15 protein-coding genes are annotated in these 18,538 nt (G+C 64.5%); 11 read left to right on the forward strand and 4 right to left on the reverse strand.

The features are described 5' to 3' along the window. The first annotated feature begins 96 nt into the window (after positions 1-96). Complete coding sequence (locus MF610_RS14320; RefSeq protein ID WP_242198503.1) at positions 97-1,914, forward strand: hypothetical protein; 1,818 nt, start codon at positions 97-99, stop codon at positions 1,912-1,914. A gap of 103 nt (positions 1,915-2,017) precedes the next feature. On the opposite strand, the gene MF610_RS14325 is transcribed toward MF610_RS14320, so the two are convergent. Both MF610_RS14325 and MF610_RS14330 read right to left on the reverse strand, forming a co-directional pair. Then, complete coding sequence (locus MF610_RS14325; RefSeq protein ID WP_242198516.1) at positions 2,018-4,759, reverse strand: UvrD-helicase domain-containing protein; 2,742 nt, start codon at positions 4,757-4,759, stop codon at positions 2,018-2,020. Between the two features lie 9 nt (positions 4,760-4,768). Further along, positions 4,769-5,083, reverse strand: coding sequence for an ArsR/SmtB family transcription factor (locus tag MF610_RS14330; protein WP_156347383.1), 315 nt, complete (start codon positions 5,081-5,083; stop codon positions 4,769-4,771). Between the two features lie 188 nt (positions 5,084-5,271). On the opposite strand from MF610_RS14330, the gene MF610_RS14335 reads away from it, so the two are divergent. From MF610_RS14335 to MF610_RS14355, 5 genes are all read left to right on the forward strand, one after another. Then, positions 5,272-6,069, forward strand: coding sequence for a hypothetical protein (locus MF610_RS14335; RefSeq protein WP_242198519.1), 798 nt, complete (start codon positions 5,272-5,274; stop codon positions 6,067-6,069). A gap of 112 nt (positions 6,070-6,181) precedes the next feature. Continuing rightward, a complete protein-coding gene (locus MF610_RS14340) occupies positions 6,182-7,060 on the forward strand; it encodes a 3'-5' exonuclease (protein WP_056399254.1) in 879 nt (292 codons plus the stop codon). Positions 7,061-7,104: 44 nt separating this feature from the next. Next, on the forward strand, positions 7,105-7,932 hold the full coding sequence (locus MF610_RS14345; RefSeq protein WP_242198521.1) for a hypothetical protein: 828 nt from the start codon (positions 7,105-7,107) through the stop codon (positions 7,930-7,932). A gap of 2 nt (positions 7,933-7,934) precedes the next feature. Beyond that, entirely contained in the window at positions 7,935-8,738 is an 804-nt protein-coding gene (locus MF610_RS14350) for a hypothetical protein (protein ID WP_242198539.1), read from the forward strand. Then, a complete protein-coding gene (locus tag MF610_RS14355; protein ID WP_242198557.1) occupies positions 8,735-9,433 on the forward strand; it encodes a hypothetical protein in 699 nt (232 codons plus the stop codon). Before MF610_RS14350 ends, MF610_RS14355 begins: the two co-directional genes overlap by 4 nt. A gap of 130 nt (positions 9,434-9,563) precedes the next feature. On the opposite strand, the gene MF610_RS14360 is transcribed toward MF610_RS14355, so the two are convergent. Next, on the reverse strand, positions 9,564-9,923 hold the full coding sequence (locus tag MF610_RS14360; protein WP_242198560.1) for a hypothetical protein: 360 nt from the start codon (positions 9,921-9,923) through the stop codon (positions 9,564-9,566). 283 nt (positions 9,924-10,206) lie between these two features. Between MF610_RS14360 and MF610_RS14365 the strand changes: the two genes are divergently transcribed. From MF610_RS14365 to MF610_RS14385, 5 genes are all read left to right on the forward strand, one after another. Then, the gene (locus MF610_RS14365; protein WP_242198563.1) at positions 10,207-12,165 is read left to right on the forward strand and encodes an ATP-dependent nuclease; all 1,959 of its coding nucleotides are present in this window, start codon (positions 10,207-10,209) and stop codon (positions 12,163-12,165) included. A gap of 583 nt (positions 12,166-12,748) precedes the next feature. Next, positions 12,749-13,249, forward strand: a complete 501-nt coding sequence (locus MF610_RS14370; protein ID WP_242198566.1) for a hypothetical protein — start codon at positions 12,749-12,751, stop codon at positions 13,247-13,249. 51 nt (positions 13,250-13,300) lie between these two features. Next, positions 13,301-13,768, forward strand: a complete 468-nt coding sequence (locus MF610_RS14375) for a hypothetical protein (protein WP_242198570.1) — start codon at positions 13,301-13,303, stop codon at positions 13,766-13,768. A 417-nt stretch (positions 13,769-14,185) separates the two neighbouring features. Then, a complete protein-coding gene (locus tag MF610_RS14380) occupies positions 14,186-15,568 on the forward strand; it encodes a methyl-accepting chemotaxis protein (protein ID WP_242198573.1) in 1,383 nt (460 codons plus the stop codon). A 453-nt stretch (positions 15,569-16,021) separates the two neighbouring features. Beyond that, positions 16,022-17,347: a Gfo/Idh/MocA family protein gene (locus MF610_RS14385; protein WP_242198576.1), complete on the forward strand. Its 1,326-nt coding sequence runs from the start codon at positions 16,022-16,024 to the stop codon at positions 17,345-17,347. Between the two features lie 133 nt (positions 17,348-17,480). On the opposite strand, the gene MF610_RS14390 is transcribed toward MF610_RS14385, so the two are convergent. Continuing rightward, on the reverse strand, positions 17,481-18,419 hold the full coding sequence (locus tag MF610_RS14390; protein WP_242198594.1) for a 3-keto-disaccharide hydrolase: 939 nt from the start codon (positions 18,417-18,419) through the stop codon (positions 17,481-17,483). Between the last annotated feature and the right edge of the window lie 119 nt (positions 18,420-18,538).

Below are 18,538 nucleotides of genomic sequence, written 5' to 3' on the forward strand. Positions count from 1 at the left end.
CGAAGGTCAGTGACGCCGCAAGTCCACGATCTTCGCGTCTGACCGTTGGCCATAATTTCCGTTCCATTCCTCGATGGCACAGATAGACTATAGGTCATGATCGACCAGCTCCGTTCGGCGCGTGGCGCCTACTTCTCCCGCCGTGTGAAGCGGATCACCAAGAAGGCGGTTCGTGCGATGTTCGATGAGTTGCTTGCGGATGCCGTAAACGCTGCGCGGCCGGTGTTTCGCATTGAGCGGAACCTGGACGGTGACGCTCGCTATTCGGCGCTCTGCTTCGCCCACGACCGCCCGGTGCCATTCCTGGATGAGGGCAGCGGCAAGGTCGACCGGGTGCACGGGTTCCTTCTCATGGTCGAGATCGGCACCACCGTGGCGATCCTCAGGTCGGGGCTTGATGCGACGGCGGCGTTCCGGAAGGCATACCTCGCTCCCATCGGGCGTCGGCGCGTCGAGACGGCCATCGCGCGGCACGATGCGGTATTCGAGCGCCTGAGTCTCCGCAATATGACGACGTCGAGGCTGGCGTTGCGATCGAAGACGCTCGAGTCGCAAGACCTCGAGAACGCGATAGCCTCGGCCAGCACCGGCCGATTCATCCCGCAGAACTACCGTGTGCGGCGCGATGGGGGGAGCTACACCGCGACACCCAGTACCGGCCGGATCGCGATGCGTGCCGAGAAGGCGGATCTCGTCGGCGCGATCGCCTGGGTTCGTGACATCGTCGACCTCCTAGCGGACGGCGCCGACGCATCGGCCTTCATCACCCGGTTCGCGCGCCCCGCGGACCTCGACGGCATCGCGACGGGTGTGCTGCCGACCTACTTCGCGGTGGACACCATGGCTCTGGCCGATGCGATATGGGAGGGCGACGAGCGCATCCGCCTCGTACGTGAGAACGGAGGTCTATGGCACGAACTGGGCAGGGCCGATGTGGACGCGATCATCGCAGACCTCGCTGTCAGTTTTGAAGTGCGGCCGGCGGCATCGCCAGGTCATCACGACTTGCTCGATGAGGCTGGCGTGGTTGCGGGCGCCTTGAGGTTCAACAAGGCGAGGATCGCGCTCAGGGGGCTGGAGCGTCCGCTTCTGGCAGGTGTCTTCGTGGAGGATGCGTCGTTCGGCGTCGGCCAGGATCCGAAGCGGGTCCCCATCGTCCGCCACATCGATGCCGAGGACATGTTCGTGGTACTCTTCAGCGATCACGCGCTGGCCTACGTCCAGGGATCGTTGTTCCGGGACGAGGACATCGTCGGTGGAGGTACCACGTTTATGCGCCACTTGATCGCCGAGCCCGCACTCGCCGCGACGACCAGCGAGAAGGGAGGATTTGCGGTCGGACAGACGCAATTCTCGCCGGGGTCGGTGTTCCGGACCGTCGTGGATACGATCGCGCGGGAGGACGTCCTCGTCTGCGACGACCTGGGCGACGAGTGGGCGGACTTCATCGGGGTGGCGACCGCGACCACCCCGGTGACGATCAGCTTCTACCACGCCAAGCATGGCGCGCCGTCCCTGAGCGCATCCGCCTTCCACGATGCCGTCGGGCAAGGGATCAAGAACCTCGGACGGCTGGGCATGGCGGGCGACAGGATGACGTCGAAGCATGACGGTTGGGACGCGGCATATGCGAACGGCGGCGTCGTCACGGACATCCGGAAGCGGATCCGCGGCGGCACGCGCGACGAGGTGGCCGCCAAGATCGCCGACGCGACTGGGGCACCGGACGTCCAGCGGCGAGTGCTCATCGTGACATCGTCTCTCAGCCGGATGGATGTGGAGGCCGCGTTCGCGGCGGTAAGAGCGGGCGGAGCGCCGAGGCCGCACTTCGTGCAGCTGTACTGGCTTCTTGCAGGTTTCTTCTCGTCGTGTGCCGAGATTGGTGCCGTCGGGTTCGTTGTTTGCCGGCCCTGATTGGCGCTGCATTCGGAGTGTCCGGGAGCATGATGTCCTGCCGGAACTAGCGCAATGTCGATCGGTGGCATTTCGAACCACACGGTTTGGAGCGCTATCGCGACTATCCCAGCCTGGCCGGTGTGCCTGGTCGGTCGTAGTGGCATCGTGGGTGCGCGCTGCAGCCGATCACGGTCGCACCCCCTTCGTCTATCCGGTCCGCCAGTTCGCCTGTTATGCAGACCGGGCATTGCCACAGCCTTGTTCCATCGACGCTCTCGAACCGGACGTCGTCACCTGCGAGATCGCATAGTTCCGCGATGTAGCGGGACGGCTGATCGCGATCGTAGAGCAGGAACGTGCCGCGGCTGGCCCGGGTCAGCGCGACGTAGAACAGTCGTCGCTCTTCCGCGTACTCGAACGTCTCCGGGCGTGGGATCACGAGGTTCAGCAGCTCGTCGTCCTCGATGCGGCTTGGTACCCCGTAGTCGCCCTCGCTAACGTCGAGCAGGATCGTGTAGTCCGCTTCCAGGCCCTTCGAACTGTGGAAAGATTTGCCGGTCACGACGATGTTAGCGAACTCTGGAGAATTACCGTGAAACGGGTTGAGCAGGTTGTAGCGCCACAGCACTAGCACCTTCAGCTTCTCCCCATCGTGGCGCCGCCACTGTTCGGCGTTCCCCGACAGGAAGGTGTCCAGGCGGTCGAGAACCCTATGGCAGGCATCGGCGAATGCTGACTTGTTCTTACCCGTCTTGACCGGGATCGCACGGATCGAGCGCGGAATCGCCTGACGCGAGGACCGCACCGTCTTCTTCAGCTGCGCCGGGTTCCGCTGGATGAAGGACGCGGCCGCGTCGGCCAGCATCTGGTTGCAGCGGTACGTGCGCTCGAGCCGCCCCTGCCACGACGCCCCGAAGTTCGTCTCGAACTGGGTGAAGATCGTGAGGTCGGAGCCGGTGAAGCGGTAGATCGACTGCCAGTCGTCGCCGACGGCGAACAGCTTCGTGAACGGTTTCTGATGCTTCAGCGCCTTGATCAGCTTGGCGCGGGGATCCGATATGTCCTGGAACTCGTCGACGAGAATGAGCGAGAACGGGCTGCGGTAGCGACCGGTCTCGACCATTTTGACGGCATCTCCGATCATTGAGTCGAAGTCGATGCGACGCTGCTGGTCCAGCCTGCGCGTGTAGGCGTCCGTGATCTTCGTAACGACCTTGGCGAAGCGCTCGGCGCGGTTGCGGTCGTGCAGCGACTTCGCCTTCTCCAGCAGCATGTCCAGGGTGAGGTCGCTTGCGCGGATGTGCTTGATGCAGACACCGATGATCTTACGGTAGTGGGCCAGCACGAGCGGGGCCGCCGCCCTCAGGGTATCGTCGGCCGACCTTTCGGCCAACTGGATCCCCCGATCGACGAGTTCGTCGCGCAACCGGTCCAGCAGGGAGCCGTCACTTGCCTGCGCCGAAGTGGTTTCGAAGAGATCGGCACCGATCCTGGCGTATCCGGCGCGCTTCAGGTTCGCATGCTCGACGTAGTTCTCGAACGGCGACGTACCGTTGGCGTTGATGGCGAAGTGCTCGTGGAGGGTGCCCGTCGCCGGGTAGTAGAAATCCGGTTTCAGCCAGCGTGGGCTTCCATCCTCGTCCATGGTCTGGGTCTGGCGCTCATACTGGAAATCCACCGTATGCATCCATAGCCAGTTGGCGATGCGCATTTCCTCCAGCGATTGCACGTAATCGCCCGAAAGGGTCGCGATCGCCTTTGGGCGCTTGCCGTTGTTGTCCGCCATGTAGTCGCGGTATTCCTCGGGCGTCTTGAATTCCGCCGGCGGGATGTGCGCTTTCGGGTACAATAGGAGGATCTCAACCCAAAGCCTGCGGAAATCCTCATCGTTCTCGACCAAGTCCTTGATGATGCCATCGACGAAGCGCGCCTCCCCGGTCGCGCTTTCGACCCAGTTCACCATCTGCGGGGGCCGTCCTTCGACTTCCTTTATTATGCTCAGCCCGAGCGCGTGAAAGGTGGTGACCCGGCATTTCAGATCGCCCGGCTCCAGTCCAAGTTGCTTGGCGATCCGCACCTTGAGTTCCTCGGCCGCCGGCTTGCCGAATGCCATGACGAGTATCTCGCCTGGTTCGTGCAACTGCTTTTCCAGTACGTAGGCGACCTTGCCCACCATCGTCGCCGACTTCCCGGAACCGGCTGACGCGACGAGGAGATTGCTATCCTCCAGCCGAATGCTTGCTTCGCGCTGCTCATCCGAAAGAGGGAACTCGCCGAGACCATCGAAGAAAGCTCCAAAGGTGTTTAATTCATGGGTGACGAACGCTTCGTTGTACTTCGTGCGCGCATCGGGATCGGTGAGCAGGCCGATCGCATTCGGCAGATGGCGCCGTACCGTGGCGGGGATCAGCGCGGCATCAAACAGGGGATGGGACAAGGCCCGCGCTACGTCTCCCGGCACGGCGGCGATGGCGCGGCCGATGTCGGACTGCGCTAAATACTGCCGATGGGCGTCGACCATGGCGCCAACGATCCTGTCGACCTCGCGCAATTGCTCCTTGTCGTCATCGATCAGCCTGCCCAGGTGACCATTCACGAATGCGAGCAGGTCGTCCCGAAGACGTCGAGCGGCATTGCCTGTCAGACCGGTCAGCGCCTCAATCCGTGACGACGTCCTGATTTCAACGGTATGCCAAAGCAGCGCCTTCGAAGTGTCGATGGCGGTGATGTCTAGGCACGCGATCTCGTCACCGCCAAGCATCATGCGAGCGTCATGTCGGCTATCGAGAGCCAGTTTCCAGGCGCCGCCGCCGAACATGCGGGCCCAGATGCCCGGACGGTAGGTCTGGGCACGCCCCAGCATTTCTATCGCCTACCGCGGCTTGGTCACAGGATGGTCCCCGCGCGCAGTCCTGCCGCGTCGACACGCGTGGTCCAGGAATTCGCTGAGCCCCTCGGCCGGACCGGTCTCGGCACGGTAGATCACGCTTCGACCGATCTTCTCCGACGAGACGAGGCCCGCTCGTTCGAGGATGGCTAGGTGGGCGCTCATCGTGTTCGGCGTCGTCCCGATGGCGGTGGCGATGTCGCTCGACGCCATTCCCTGGGGCAGCGCATCGACGAGCGCGCTGAACGCCGCGAACCGGCTCGCCTGCGACAGCGCCGACATGACTTGAAGGGCATGCATCTTTTCCACTCCACGGTTCTATGCGGGCGCCGCCCCCATGCAAAGCACTCCCTCATATCGTTAGCACGGCGCTAACGCTACAATAATTCGCGAAGCGTTGTATTATTTCGTTTCGGTTCCATATTCGGTGGCGCCGGCGCCTGTCGCCTCCGCCGGCCCGACGGACATCGGCGACGATGGAGTGACATATGAACGCGATTGCCGCCGAGCGCATCGACGCCGGCCATGGACCCGAAATAGGTATCGCCGCCCTCGAAAAGAAACCGATCGGACGCATCGGAGCGCTGTTCCCCGATCCGCTCGATGACGACGCCGACGACGACGAGGTGGTCGTGACCACGCGACGCGCCATCGGCCGCGTCGCCCTCGTGGCGACCGAGACCGCGAGCCGGTTCCAGCGCGAGGCGGTCGGGCACGATCCGATGAGCTGGATGTTCTCGCCGCGTCGCGTGTTCGACGGTGCCGCCGCCATCGACGCCTGTCGCGACCGCGACGCCTGCATGCGCGGCATCCTCGTCCACGGTCTCGGGCTCGGTCTGGATGTCGAGCGATCCGCGGTCGACGCGCTGCTCGCGAGCGACGGCGAGGACGACGACTTCGACGAGAGCGAGTTCGACTACCTTTACGGGGGCGGTGCCGGTGCCGGGGGATCGAGCCAGAGCGACCGCGACGCCGTCGCCCGCTCGACACGCCTGCGCCTGTTCACCGCGACCATCGCGGAGACGCGCGAGAATCGGATGCTGCAGGCGTTCCACGCCTCGGTGGCGCGGAGCGCGGCGGAGGTGCGCGCGCGTCTGGCCGGGCGCTTCGGCCCGGACCTCGCCGATGCGGCGGACATCCGCCTCGGCATCCATCCTTCGGCACCGCTCGTGATCGCTCTGGTGCCGAGCCCCGTGGCGGCGATGATCGTGCAGATGGGCGAGGACTGCGCGTCCTCGGCGGCGCGCACCTTCGCCGTCGACATCCAGCAGGTGATCCAGGCCTGACGGGTTGGCGATGACGGTGTGAGTGCAACTTCGGCCAAGATCGCCCGGCGATCGCTGACCGAGATCGCACCGTCCATCCAACCCCAGCGCTGTTCAGCACGGGGAGACTGACATGAATCTGCAAGTCGAGGTCGGCCGCCCCGCGGCCGGCAACGGGGACGCGCGCGTCCTCCATCCGCTCCGCCTGCACGAGGGTCCGACCGGTGACGGCGTCGGTCGCGGTCGTCACGTCGGCGTCGCGCTGGACGTTGAGACCACCGGGCTCGACCCGGCCACGGGCAAGATCATCGAGCTGGCGATCCGCCGGTTTCGGTACGACGCTGACGGCGTCATCACGGACATCGACGAGGCGTTCGAATGGCGGGAGGATCCGGGTGATCCGCTCCATCCCGACATCACCGCGCTCACCGGGCTTACCGACGCCGACGTGGCGGGTCGCGAGATCGACACCGACGACGCCACCCGGCTGCTGAGGTCGGCCAGCTTCGTCGTGGCGCACAATTCGGTCTTCGACCGCCGCTGGATCGAGAACCGCCTGCCGGACGCGCGCGGCCTTAGCTGGTGCTGCTCGATGCGCCAGGTCGACTGGCGCGCACGCGGGTTCGACGGCCGCGTCTTGGGGTATCTGCTACTGCAGTCGGGCTTCTACCACTGTGGCCACCGCGCCAGTTCGGACGTCGACGCGCTGATCCAGATGCTGCGCGGACGCGACGCCGAAGGGCGCACCGCGCTCGCTGAGATGATCGAGCGCGGTGGCAGGTCCAGCTGGCTGGTCCGTGCCCGCGGGGCCGCGTTCGACGTCAAGGATCAGTTGCGCGCCCGTGGCTATCGCTGGTTCGCCGACATCAAGATGTGGGCGAAGGAGGTCGATGACGACGACCTCGTCGGCGAACAGTTCTGGCTCGCCGCCAACGTCTACGCGGTCGAGGCCAACGCCAAGGCGCTCTGTCCCGAACTCGTCCGCATCACCCCGAGAACACGGTTCGCCTGAGCGAGCAGGATCGCACCCCCGGACCAAAATCGAAGGAGAACATCATGCCCGGCAAGAAGAAGAGCGCGTCACCCAAGTCCAACAGTTCGGCGCTGACACCGATAACCGGCACGTCACTGGCGCCCATCCTAGAGTCGCCCCGAGCCTTGGCGAAATTGCCGGGCGACGGCGGCAGCGTCGCCCGCGAGCACGGCGTCACCCTCGTGACCGACCGCCCATACGCGACCAGCGACATGACGATCCCGGCAGCCGAGATCTATTTCGTCGATGGCGCCAAACCGCGCGGGACCGGCCCGTGGCTTGGCGAGGCCGATAAGGTCGCCTGGCGGGATCCGGCCAGCGGGTACGAGTGCATCATGCTTCGCGACAGGAAGGAGGCGTACCTCAGCGGCTACGTCGGCGTTCCCGAAGGGCATCCGCTTTGGGGATGGGACCAGGACGCCGTCGCGCCGGACCTCGGCATCGAGGTGCACGGCGGACTGACCTATTCGCGCATCTGCGACGAGGACGGTCCGTCGCCGCAGCGCGGCCTCGTCATGGAGTCCCGCCGCATCTGCCACGTGCCGGTGACGCCGAAGATGTGGGAGCCGCTGAGGCACGGAAGCGAGTATCGCGTCGAGAGCGGCGGGCACGTCTGGTGGTTCGGCTTCGGCTGCAACCACCTCTACGACCAGGTCCCGATCCCCGATGGTCGCCCCCGGTCGTTCCTGGCGGCCGAGACCGCGGCGGTCTATCGGGACGACGCCTACGTGGTGCGGGAGGTCACGAACCTCGCCGCCCAGTTGCGCGCCATCGCCGACGGGAAGCCGGTCCCGCCGCGCGAGGGTCCGCCGCTTCCGGCTATCGGCCTCGATCCGCGGAAGGGGGGCTGACCATGGTGGATCGCAACCGTGCCGGCGTGGACCTGCCGTGGGGTTGGTGGCTGCGCGCAAACGGCTCCAAGCTGGAGGATGAGCAGGGACGCACCTTCCGCAGCGTCCGCGATGCGTTCTGGAACGGGCGGATGGACTTCCCCGACATCCATTTCGCCCCGGAGCAGCACGAGCTGCTGTTGCGCGTACTGACCTCGATCGACGACCCGTGGACCGGAACCATCGAGCGCAGGCATGACCTGTTCGACGGCGATATGGCCATGTGGCGATTCTACATGTGCTGGCTTTCCAGCATCGGCCTGCTGGAGACCGCTGACAGATTTGGGCGTCCGGTCAGTTGCCTGGAGGCACCGCTCAGCACCGAGGGTCGATCGGTCATGCTGATGCTGCAGGCGACGCGCGAGCCGGAATGGGAGGATCTGCCCCTGCCGGAAGTCGTCGACGCGGTCGTGGCGCGAGGCCGAGGCTCGGCTCACGAGGATCGCGACCGCGCGCTTCGCTCCTTCGAGCAGGCCATCGGTCGCCGCCGCCATCTCTTCGCACGCGAACAGGTCGGGCGAACGCATCTCGTCACGCTGACCGGCATGGCGGCCGGCGCCGGCGTGCGAATGCCGACCTTTCGCGTCTCGTGGTCGACGTCGTTCACGGATGCCGAGGTCCGCGACGACTTCTTCGGCTGGTTGGCGACGCGCGTGCACCGTTGGGACGACTGGGGTGAACTCGCCCACCGCAGGGGATCGGACGTGCTCACGCAGCACCTCCTCGGCCTGATCGTGGCGTCGCATGCGCCGGGAGGTGAAGCATGATCGCCGATATGAGCATGGCCGAACTGACCATCGCCGACGAGCGGACGCTCGCCCGCGACGCGGCCGGAGCCCGGGCGCGCAAGGAGGGTCTGATGCTCGACCGTTTGGTCGAGACCATGCGCCTTGCGAGCTTCCGCTCCTACCTGGTCGCTACGGTCCACTCCATGTCGGCGATCGTGCCTGACGTGCTGGCCATGGCCGGGTCTGACGTCGGGTCCGCGCTGCAGCGGATCCGGCCCGGCCACCGGTGGCCGGGGAGCACGATGGTGCGCAAGGTGCGGCGCCGTCCGCAGTCCCCGCCATTGTTTCGCCGGGTCGCCCCGTCCCCGTCGTTCGCCAACCCCGGCACGTCTACCTATCCCCTGACGCCGCTGGTCGGTGACGCGATCATCTCGGAAGGAGCACCGGGAGAGTGGATCGAAGCGTCCATCCTGGGTGACTCCCTCGAGATCGTCCTGCGCAGCGATGGCTACGAAGTGTCGACCCATGCGGGTGCTGCGCATCTGAAGCTGGCGGGATCGTTGCCCGCCACCGTCACGGCCGCATGCGTCGGGCGTCCGCTCGTCGAGGTCGTGGATCATCCGCTTCTGCGCGCGGGTGGTTTCGTGATCGAGCGGGCGGCGCAGGTCGCGGGTTCGACGCGGCTTTCATTCGACGTCGGCCGGGTCGACGTCGAGATGCCGTGGCGACCCTGACCAGCGACCCGGAGGGGGGCACGGTGGTTCGGCACGATCGGTCCGGCCAATGACCGTGCGGAAACTAGCCGGCCAAGTGCAGGATACCTTTGATTTGCTGCAGGTGGGCGGCTCGGCTCGTTGCCGAGCATCACTGTCGATCCACGGTGAGTTCGATCGATGTTTCGTCACAACCCGCATCCCTATTGGGATCGACGACGAACGATGCCGTCTCGCCTCTCGACAGTCGCTTCGTGAACGAGAACGGCAGATCCCCGTCGACAAGCGGCGCGCGTATCCCATTTGCTTCCGCAATGATCCTATTGCCGCACCTTGCTGTGATCTGGAACTTCCCGACGAACCGATAGTCGCCGTCCCGAGGCGCGATGAAGGTGACACCGGCAGTCTCGCCGTTCGGTCCGGGGTGAAAAAGGGTCTGCCCGTTGACGAATCTCATGCCCAAGTAGGTGAATCCCGGGACGATCCACTTGGTCGCGGTTGAGCGGGTCATACGGCCGCCCAGTCCACCTGAGCTGATATATACGAAGTTCAGCGGATCGGCTGCCTGACCCCTGAGCGAATACGTTGGCGGCCTCGATCAGTCCATTAAGGCCGCTGGCTCGCGGACCCGGACGGGCGGCGGGCTTCAAACGGAGTTGCGGGGGGTTGCTGTCCGAGCGGATCCATGTCGCAGATCTCTCTTCTTCGGAAGGCCGGCGGTCCGAGCTTCTACGGATATCCTATTGGCGGTGTTGACTTCCGATCCTACAACCTCGGCGAGAGGGGGCACTGACTTGAACGATGACGAGCAAACCGTGTCGGCGTCTGAACTCGAAATCAACGAGGTCGAGCCGGTTGTCGATCGGGCCGCGGCCACGGCTATCTCAACCGGGGATGAGATTCAGATTCTCAAAGATGCAGGCGATCTCACAAGCACGGTGGCCTTCGTCAGTGACATACCTGAGCCCGCCTATGATGCAGCTATGGGTGATGGGCAGCCGGCAACCGGAGTGACCGACACCCGCTCCACCCGGGCGAGACGTTGGACCCGGCTGGAGTCGATCACCGTCCGGAACTTCAAGGCGACGCAGGAAGCCGTCATACCGCTCGGGCAGGTGACAATCCTTGTCGGCCCGAACGGCTCGGGCAAATCCTCCGTTCTGCAGGCGGTTCACTGGGCCGCACGCTCGGCGAGCTACATCGCCCACCGGAACACCACGGAGATGATCTCGTTCGAGCGGCTCGACTACCTGCCGAGTAGCGAGCCACTGCGCACCGCCCACAAAAGCGAACTCAAGACGGACAAGACTTCGACCCCGGTGGAGGTGATCTTCGGTCACGTTCCGATCGGCGAGGAGCGTTCGCAGGCGACGGTCAGGATCCGGGCGGCTCGCAACCGTGGCGGCATCACCGCCTACATGGAGGGCGGCGCGGCGGTGACGCCATACAAGCAACGCGTCCAGTTCATAACCGCCTACATACCCGGCCTGGCCGGACTGTCCGAACGCGAGAGCATCCTGGCGCAGCCGTCCCTCCGCAGGCAGGCGGCTAGCGGCGACGCCGGCGGCGTGCTGAGGAACATCCTGCTCAGCCTGCGCAGCCGACGCGTTACCGAGACCGACGGAAACGGTGGCGTGGCGCGGCTCGATCAGCTGAACGCCTACATCGGCACCGTGCATCCCGGCATTCAGGTCGACGTGTCGTTCGACGAGCGCGAAGACTATCACATCTCGGCCACGTACACGTCTCCGGGCCTCGGCAATCAGAACCGGCCGCTGGAGACCGCGGCCACCGGCCTGCTGCAGGTCATCCAGATCTTCGCGTATCTGATTCTCTTCGAGCCGAAGATCATGCTCATCGACGAGCCTGATGCCCATCTGCATCCCGACAAGCAGGAGAGGCTCATTGAGGCGCTTGAGCTCGCGGCGGCGGATACGGACACCCAGATCATTTTGACCACGCACAGCCCCCACATCGCGCGGAGCGCAAGCCCGGCGGTCAAGCTGGTATGGATGAACGACGGCCGGATCGAGACGGACGACGGCGAGGCGATCCGTCGCCTCCTAGGTTGGGGAGGCCTCGACAAGTCCGCGTTGTTCTTCGTCGAGGATGAGGACGACACGGCGCTTCGTGCGATCCTGCGTCAATGGCCCGAACTGTCCCGGCAGCTCGCGGTGTGCCGCTGCTTCGGCATCGAGAACCTGCCGAAGGACAAGCTGCTGAACGGCTTGCTCGTGGACGGACAGCTCAAGATCAAGGCGATCATTCACCGGGACGGCGACTTCATGTCGCCGGACGAGGCAACTACGTGGGCCGAACGCTTCAAGACGGACGGCGCGTTTGCATGGGTTACGGCCGGATGCGACGTCGAGGCCTACTTCTGCACTGCCGCCCACCTCGTGGCCATCTATGGTGTAGATGAGGCTGTCGCCGAAGGCTGGCGTGTCGCAGCGGCCGCCAAGGTCGGGCAGGCAAAGGACACGTTCTTCGCCAAGCGGAAGGTGGTCAACTGGGAACTCTTCCCCAACGGCGGTTCACCGAGTTCGGACGCGCTGTGGGATGCGGCCGGCGGCGCCCGGCCGGAAACCGTCAAGGGTAAGAAGCTCTTGGCGGCCTTGAAGGTCGTCGTGAAGGCCGATGGTCACGACGACAAGCTGCTGAACTCCTATCGCATCGTGCCTGGTCACGAAGTAGCGCCTGATCTTCGGCAACTGCTGGAAGCGTGTCTGGCGCCAATGCCGGTCACCGCCTAATCGGAGCGTCGGCATCGCTGCTATGTAAAGCGAAGTTCTGCGCTCCGGTGGAGTCGGAAACGGCGTCACCGAGGCGGCTTCCGAGCATCATGGCGACGATCGCTACGAAGCAGCTGATATCGAGCCTGAAATCAGCGCCCCGGAGCGAGATGCTTATCGTCTGCTAGTCCAGCTACGTCGTCCCGGGAACTCCCGTGAATCGGCCAGGCATGAAGACATGTTCAATGTCGTCGTTGATGGCATACCGGTCCATGTTTGGCCCTCCATGGAATGGAGGGCTTGATCGTACGCCTGCGTCCGCGCACCTCGGCGCCATGACTACGCCATCTTCCACGGACCAGCTGTTCTCTTTGCTAGTGGAGCCGTCGTGGCGTGACGCCCTGAGGGCTGAATTCGATCAGCCATACATGGCAGAGATAGCCAACGCCCTGGAGGCGGCTGAACTGTCTGCGGAGAGTGGCGACGCGAGGGTGGCGCCTTGCCGGTCCGACATCTTCAGGGCGCTGAACCTCGTATCGGTGGATAAGGTGAGTGCCGTCATAGTCGGGCACGATCCACTTCGATCATGCGGAGGAGCGGTTCGATGTTGACGATGAGTTCGGACCCGAAGGTCGTCGGTCATGGATTCGAGACATGGCGTCGAGCGCTCATAGAGACTGGCGTAAGGGACGGCCTACTATGGCGCCTGCCCGAGCAACGCATCGTCTTCCGCAACCAAGCTGACAACCGTAGCGAAAGTTTGGGCGAGCGGACGGCGCTTGGGACCGACCCGACGGGCGGTTACTGGGCCGTGCAGATCAACGAGGCCGACACACCAGGCAACGCTAACGTGACCACGGGAATCGCCGTCAACGAGCAGGGAGCGCCCTTCTTGATAAGGCAGGGGCGGCTCAATTCGCCCATCGCGGGTAATCCGCACATCCTGGAGGTTGACTTTCGTCGTCTCACAAACCTTGAACCGACCCCCGTCCTGAACGGCGATACCAGCGGGAAGAAGCGGGAGTGGCACATTGTCACGCGGCTGGACGTCGATGCGGAGGACATCAGGGATGCGACCGGCCGCTTCGTCGATCGCTGCGCCTAGGCGCGACTGCGCGACGCCGAGGTCGATGGCGATCTGCCGGACACCGCGCCTGTGGAGGGACTTGGGCGTGACGAGCAGGCTGAAGGCTACACCGTCGGGCCAAGGATCGCGGTCGATGCAAAGGAGGTGCGGCGGCTGCAGGGCGAGGTGTGGCAGCAGCTCGCCCTTCTCCTTCGTTCGGCTGGCATCCTGATCGACAAGCCGAGGCACGCTGCAGGCTACGAAGTAGACGCGGTCATTGCCGCGCCCGCCGGTGCCCTCCTAGTCGAGATCAAGACGGGTAATTCGGCCGCGGATGTCTACGGTGGGATGGGCCAGCTTCAGCTCTATCCAAGGCTTCTGCCGAGGCTTGGGGACCATCGACTCGTCCTGCTGCTCCCGGGCCTGCCTCAGCCGGCGCTCGTTCGCACGATCGATGAATGTGGCGTTCTCCTCCACACCTACCGACGCCAGTCCCCAGATGCGTATGCCAAGGTGGAGTTCGACGATGCCTTCCTGGGTCTGTGTGGACTGGACTGACGAGATCCGACCATACGACGTAGAGCAGACCGATCATCGCCGATCTGCCCGTAATGGCCACGGTGGCGTCGCCCTGTGGCGCAGTCGGGTCGGGGCAGCGAAGGTGCCAAGTAGCACTTTTTCCGCTAACCGCTTTTCATAAGTAGCAATTTTCCGGCTAAGCCGCTATAAACGCTCGTGTCACTTGCGAAGTCCTTAAGTAGCAGTGTCACTTTCTTAAAGAACAACTGCGTAACCAATGCGTTAGCGGACATTCGCCGCTCTCGACACCTCCGACGTTCCCTCATTTTTGCGGGTTCAGTGGCGAACGTCCGCGACCGGACGCGAACAAGAATGGCGCTCAAGCCAGCCGCACAGACGGCCCAGTAGGGCTTCATTAAAGCTATATGCGTACCGGCGTATTCGGAAGGAGACGCCGTGGAACTTGATCGAACGATCGCTGAAGCCGCCCGCCGATCAGGTGAGCTGGGCATCAGGACGCTGGACCTGCAAGCCGACATCTTTGAGCTCGCGACTCGCGTTACCGCACAGGCAGGCACTATCGACGATCTCGGATCGCAAACCGATGTCCTCGTTCGAGACGCACAGAACGTATCGATCGCTGCAGAGCAATCGCTGGACGCCACGACTGGTGCTCATGGCCTGCTCGCCAATTCGCAGGTTCAGATAGATACGGCTATGGGCGATGTACTCGATCTGATCGGTCAGGTTAGCCTTATCCATGAAAGTCTTGGCGCCTTCACGGCAGCTCTCGAGGACGTCGGCAAGGTGACCGCCTCAATCGACGACATTGCCGGCCAGACAAACCTCCTCGCACTCAACGCCACCATCGAAGCCGCTCGGGCCGGCGACGCGGGACGCGGCTTTGCCGTGGTTGCGAGCGAAGTGAAGAAGCTGGCTCAGGAAACCGCCAGGGCCACCTCGCGCATCAGTGCATCGATCGGTGCGCTAACCTCTCAGGCTGAAGCGATGCTATCCCGTGTGCAGCTGGGCGTTTCCAAGGCGCAGGCGACGCACACCGGAACGCAGGATGTAAAGGCGCGTGTAGCGGAGATCCGCCAGTTGATGGAGGGTCTCGAGCAAAACAGCGGAACGGTAAGCGACCGGGTAGCGTCGATCGTGTCAGCTGTAGACGAAGTCAGGACCGGGCTTGGCCAGCTCGCCGAAACTTCCACAGACAACGCGTCGGGCCTCCAGCGCCTGTCCGATCGTCTCACTTCGGTAAGTGACGATACAAACGATCTGTTGCAGACGCTTGCCGAAAGCGGAGCGGATATGCCGGATCGACCGTACATCCGCTTTGCCGTTGAGGCAGCGTTGGCGGTATCTAACGGCCTTAGCGAGGCGGTTCAGGATGGCCGCCTGGACAAGCATGCGATCCTGGGTGATGCCTACAGTCCGGTTGAAGGCTCCGATCCACCCCTCTTCACCCATCCTGCGATGGCGCTGATCACGACGCTGGCCCGCCCGCATCAGGAAGCCGCAAGGAAGTTTCCCGGACTGTTCGGCATGAGCTTCACCGATCGCCGATGCTTTGGGGCAGTTGCGATGCCGGAGCGCTCTCTACCCCAGCGCCAAGGCCAAAGGGCATGGAACGAGGAGAACTCGCGTGCCGGCCTGTTCTTTCATTTCCCCGACACCGCTCAGCAGGTGAAGATCACCAAGCAGTTTTGTTTGAAGGCCTATCGTCGCCCTTTGGCAGACGGCGGGGTCGTTCTGCTCAAGCAGGTCATTGCGTCGATCAACGTCAACGGCGCGCACTGGGGCGTCCTCCAGCTGGCTTACGAGGATCAGGGATAACCTCTCTCCGATCCAGCCGAAGGACGCCACCCGCTCAAAGGTTCATTATAAGCTGCTCTGGCTTCACGTATCGCGGCGGCGGCCCGTATGTCGAACGGCTCGACATCGCTCGGATAGTAAGTGAACCGAAAGCTGTTCGGACCACCTGACTTCAACGGAACCTCCTGCAGGATTTTCCGGTCGCTTATCCGCATCACGAAGAACCGGTTTGCCTGGGCAACGTCAGCCGCGGACCACGAGTAACTGCCGCCCGTCATGGCGAAGCGACCGCTGGCGTCGGGCCATGTCACTCCCAAGCCCTCAGCGCTTGACCCATCAGCCGTATTGACACTGACGGCCAAGCCTACCGCACCGCCAGACGATCGACGGCTGGGTCCGCCCGCCCGTTTCCCACCTTGCGGCACGATCCTTTTCCGTTACGTTTCAGCCGATTATCTATCGGGAGAGACCGCCATGACTGCGCGCTTCGATCGTCGTACGCTGATCGCCGGGGGCGTTGCGGCGTCGGTTGCCGGCCTTGTTCCGTTGGGTAACGCGTCGGCGCAGCGGCGGCGGGTGTCCGCCAATGACAAGCTGCAGGTCGGGCTGATCGGCTGCAAGGGCATGGGCTGGGCCAATCTCACCGCGATGATAAAGGGCGCGGACGTCGTGCCGGTCGCGCTGTGCGACGTCGATGCGCGGGTGCTGGCGGAGCGTGGCGCCGAACTGCGCAAGACGACCGGGCGCGCGCCCAGGCTGTACGACGATTACCGCCGCATGCTCGACGACAAGACGGTCGATGCGGTCATCGTCGCCACCCCCGATCATTGGCACGCGCTGCAGCTGATCGACGCGATGTCGGCGGGCAAGGACGTCTATTGCGAGAAGCCGCTGGGCAATTCGATCGCCGAATGCCGCGCGATGGTCGCCGCGAAGCAACGCCATGGCCGCGTGGTACAGGTGGGCCAGTGGCAGCGCAGCAACCAGCATTGGGCCGACGCCATCGCGCTGGTCCATGCCGGCGGGATCGGCCGCGTGCGCAAGGTCAAGGCATGGGCCTATATGGGCTGGATGAAGCGGGTCGAGCCGAAGCCCGACCAGGCAGCGCCCGCCGGCGTCGATTACGATCGCTGGCTGGGACCGGCCCCGGCGCGCGCGTTCAATCCCAATCGCTTCCATTTCAGCTGGCGCTGGTATTGGGACTATGCCGGCGGCCTGATGACCGATTGGGGCGTGCACTTGATGGACATCGCGCTGCTGGGGATGAAGGCCAGCGTGCCGCGGTCGGTCAGTTCGCTGGGCGGTGCCTATGGCTATCCGGGTTCGGCGATGGAGACGCCCGATACCCAGACCGCGATCTACGACTTTGGCGACTATTCGGTCGAATGGGAACATGCCGTCGGCATCAGTCAGGGGCCCTATGGCGGGCGCGACCATGGCGTGGCGTTCATCGGCGAGACGGGGACGCTGATCGTCGATCGCGGCAAATGGGAAGTGATCCCCGAGGTCAGCGACGGCAAGCCGCTGACCCGCGCCGTACCGGTGACGAAGTCGTCGGATGAGGGGCTCGACCGGCATACCGCCAATTTCGTGGCGTGCGTGAAGGATCGCGCGCGGACACCCGCCTGCCCGATCGAATCGGCAGCGAACACCGCGATCGTGTGCCAGATGGGCAATGTCGCATGGCGTACCGGCCGCAAGGTGCATTGGGACGCGACGGCCGGGCAGTTCAAGGACGATGCGCAGGCGAATGCGCTGATCACGCCGCGCTACCGCGCGCCCTATCGTTTGCCGGCATAGGCAGACGGGCGTTACTCCCGGCCAAAGACCCACCCCTGTCGTACCCCCGCGCAGGCGGGGGTCCAGAGCGGCGAACGCGACGCCCGTGACCCTGGATCCCCGCCTACGCGGGGATACGGGCCGCCGATAAACCTTACCGCACCACAACCACCTTCGGCAGCGTGGCGATCGGTTCGACGATGATACCGCGGAACCACGTCTCGGCCCCTTCGGACTGAAGCTGGATGCGACCATGCGTCAGCGGGCGGCGCGTACCATCGGGGCCGATCGTCGCCAGATCGCGGACCTCGGCCACGGGCACGCCGTTGACGACATGCACCGCGCGGTCCCCGACGACATAGAGGTCAAGCGTGTTCCACTGCCCCACCGGCCGTTCGGCGTCGCGCCCCGCCTCGACATTCCATGTCGGCGTGCCGTTGACGATATCGACCTGTTTGCCACCTATTCGGTAGCGCAGGTGCGGCGCGATCAGCGTCGGGTCGAATGCCACAGTCGTATGGCCGCGCAGCTTCGGGCCGACCGCGACGATCATGCCGGTCGACCCGGTCATGATCTCGAACTCGGCGGAGGGTTGCCACGTCCCGAACACTTCGCCGGGCGTGCCGTGCGTGTGATAGAGCAGGCCGTTGTTCCGCGGCTGCGTCTCGCGCGGGGCCCAAGTCCGGTCGCCCCATTTGAACTGCAGCCGCAGGTGGTAATTGCTGAGATCGGCACGGTGGACGAGGCTGCCCCACGTCTCGCCCTTCACCCACAACGCAGGCGCGCCATCGACCATCCGCACCGCGAAGTCGCCTCTGGTATCGCGGCTGGTCCCGATCGGCTTGTCGGTCGGCTTCGCGCGATAGGTGATCGCCGGATCGGCATAACCCAGCCACGGCGTCCAGCCGGTCAGGCTGCGCCCGTCGAACAGTGCAGTCGCCTTCCCCGTCGCCACCGGCACATCGGTCAGCTTCAGCCGCTGCGGCGCCGCCGCCGGTTCCCCGGCGATCGCCCGCGCCTGTTCCTTCGACTCCTGCGCCCATGCCGGCGCGGCCAGCATCGCCACCACCACCCATGCCCGATCGAACCGCATCGCCATCTCCCCTGTTGCCGCCCGCGCAGGCGATTATCGAGCGTTCGTAGCGCGTTACCGCTACCATGGGAACGGCGTTCATGGCTGGACCGGCGCGCGCGCTGCGATACACTGCGCCG

Origin of the sequence: Sphingomonas hankookensis, assembly GCF_022664465.1 — a bacterium.
Classification (GTDB): domain Bacteria; phylum Pseudomonadota; class Alphaproteobacteria; order Sphingomonadales; family Sphingomonadaceae; genus Sphingomonas; species Sphingomonas hankookensis.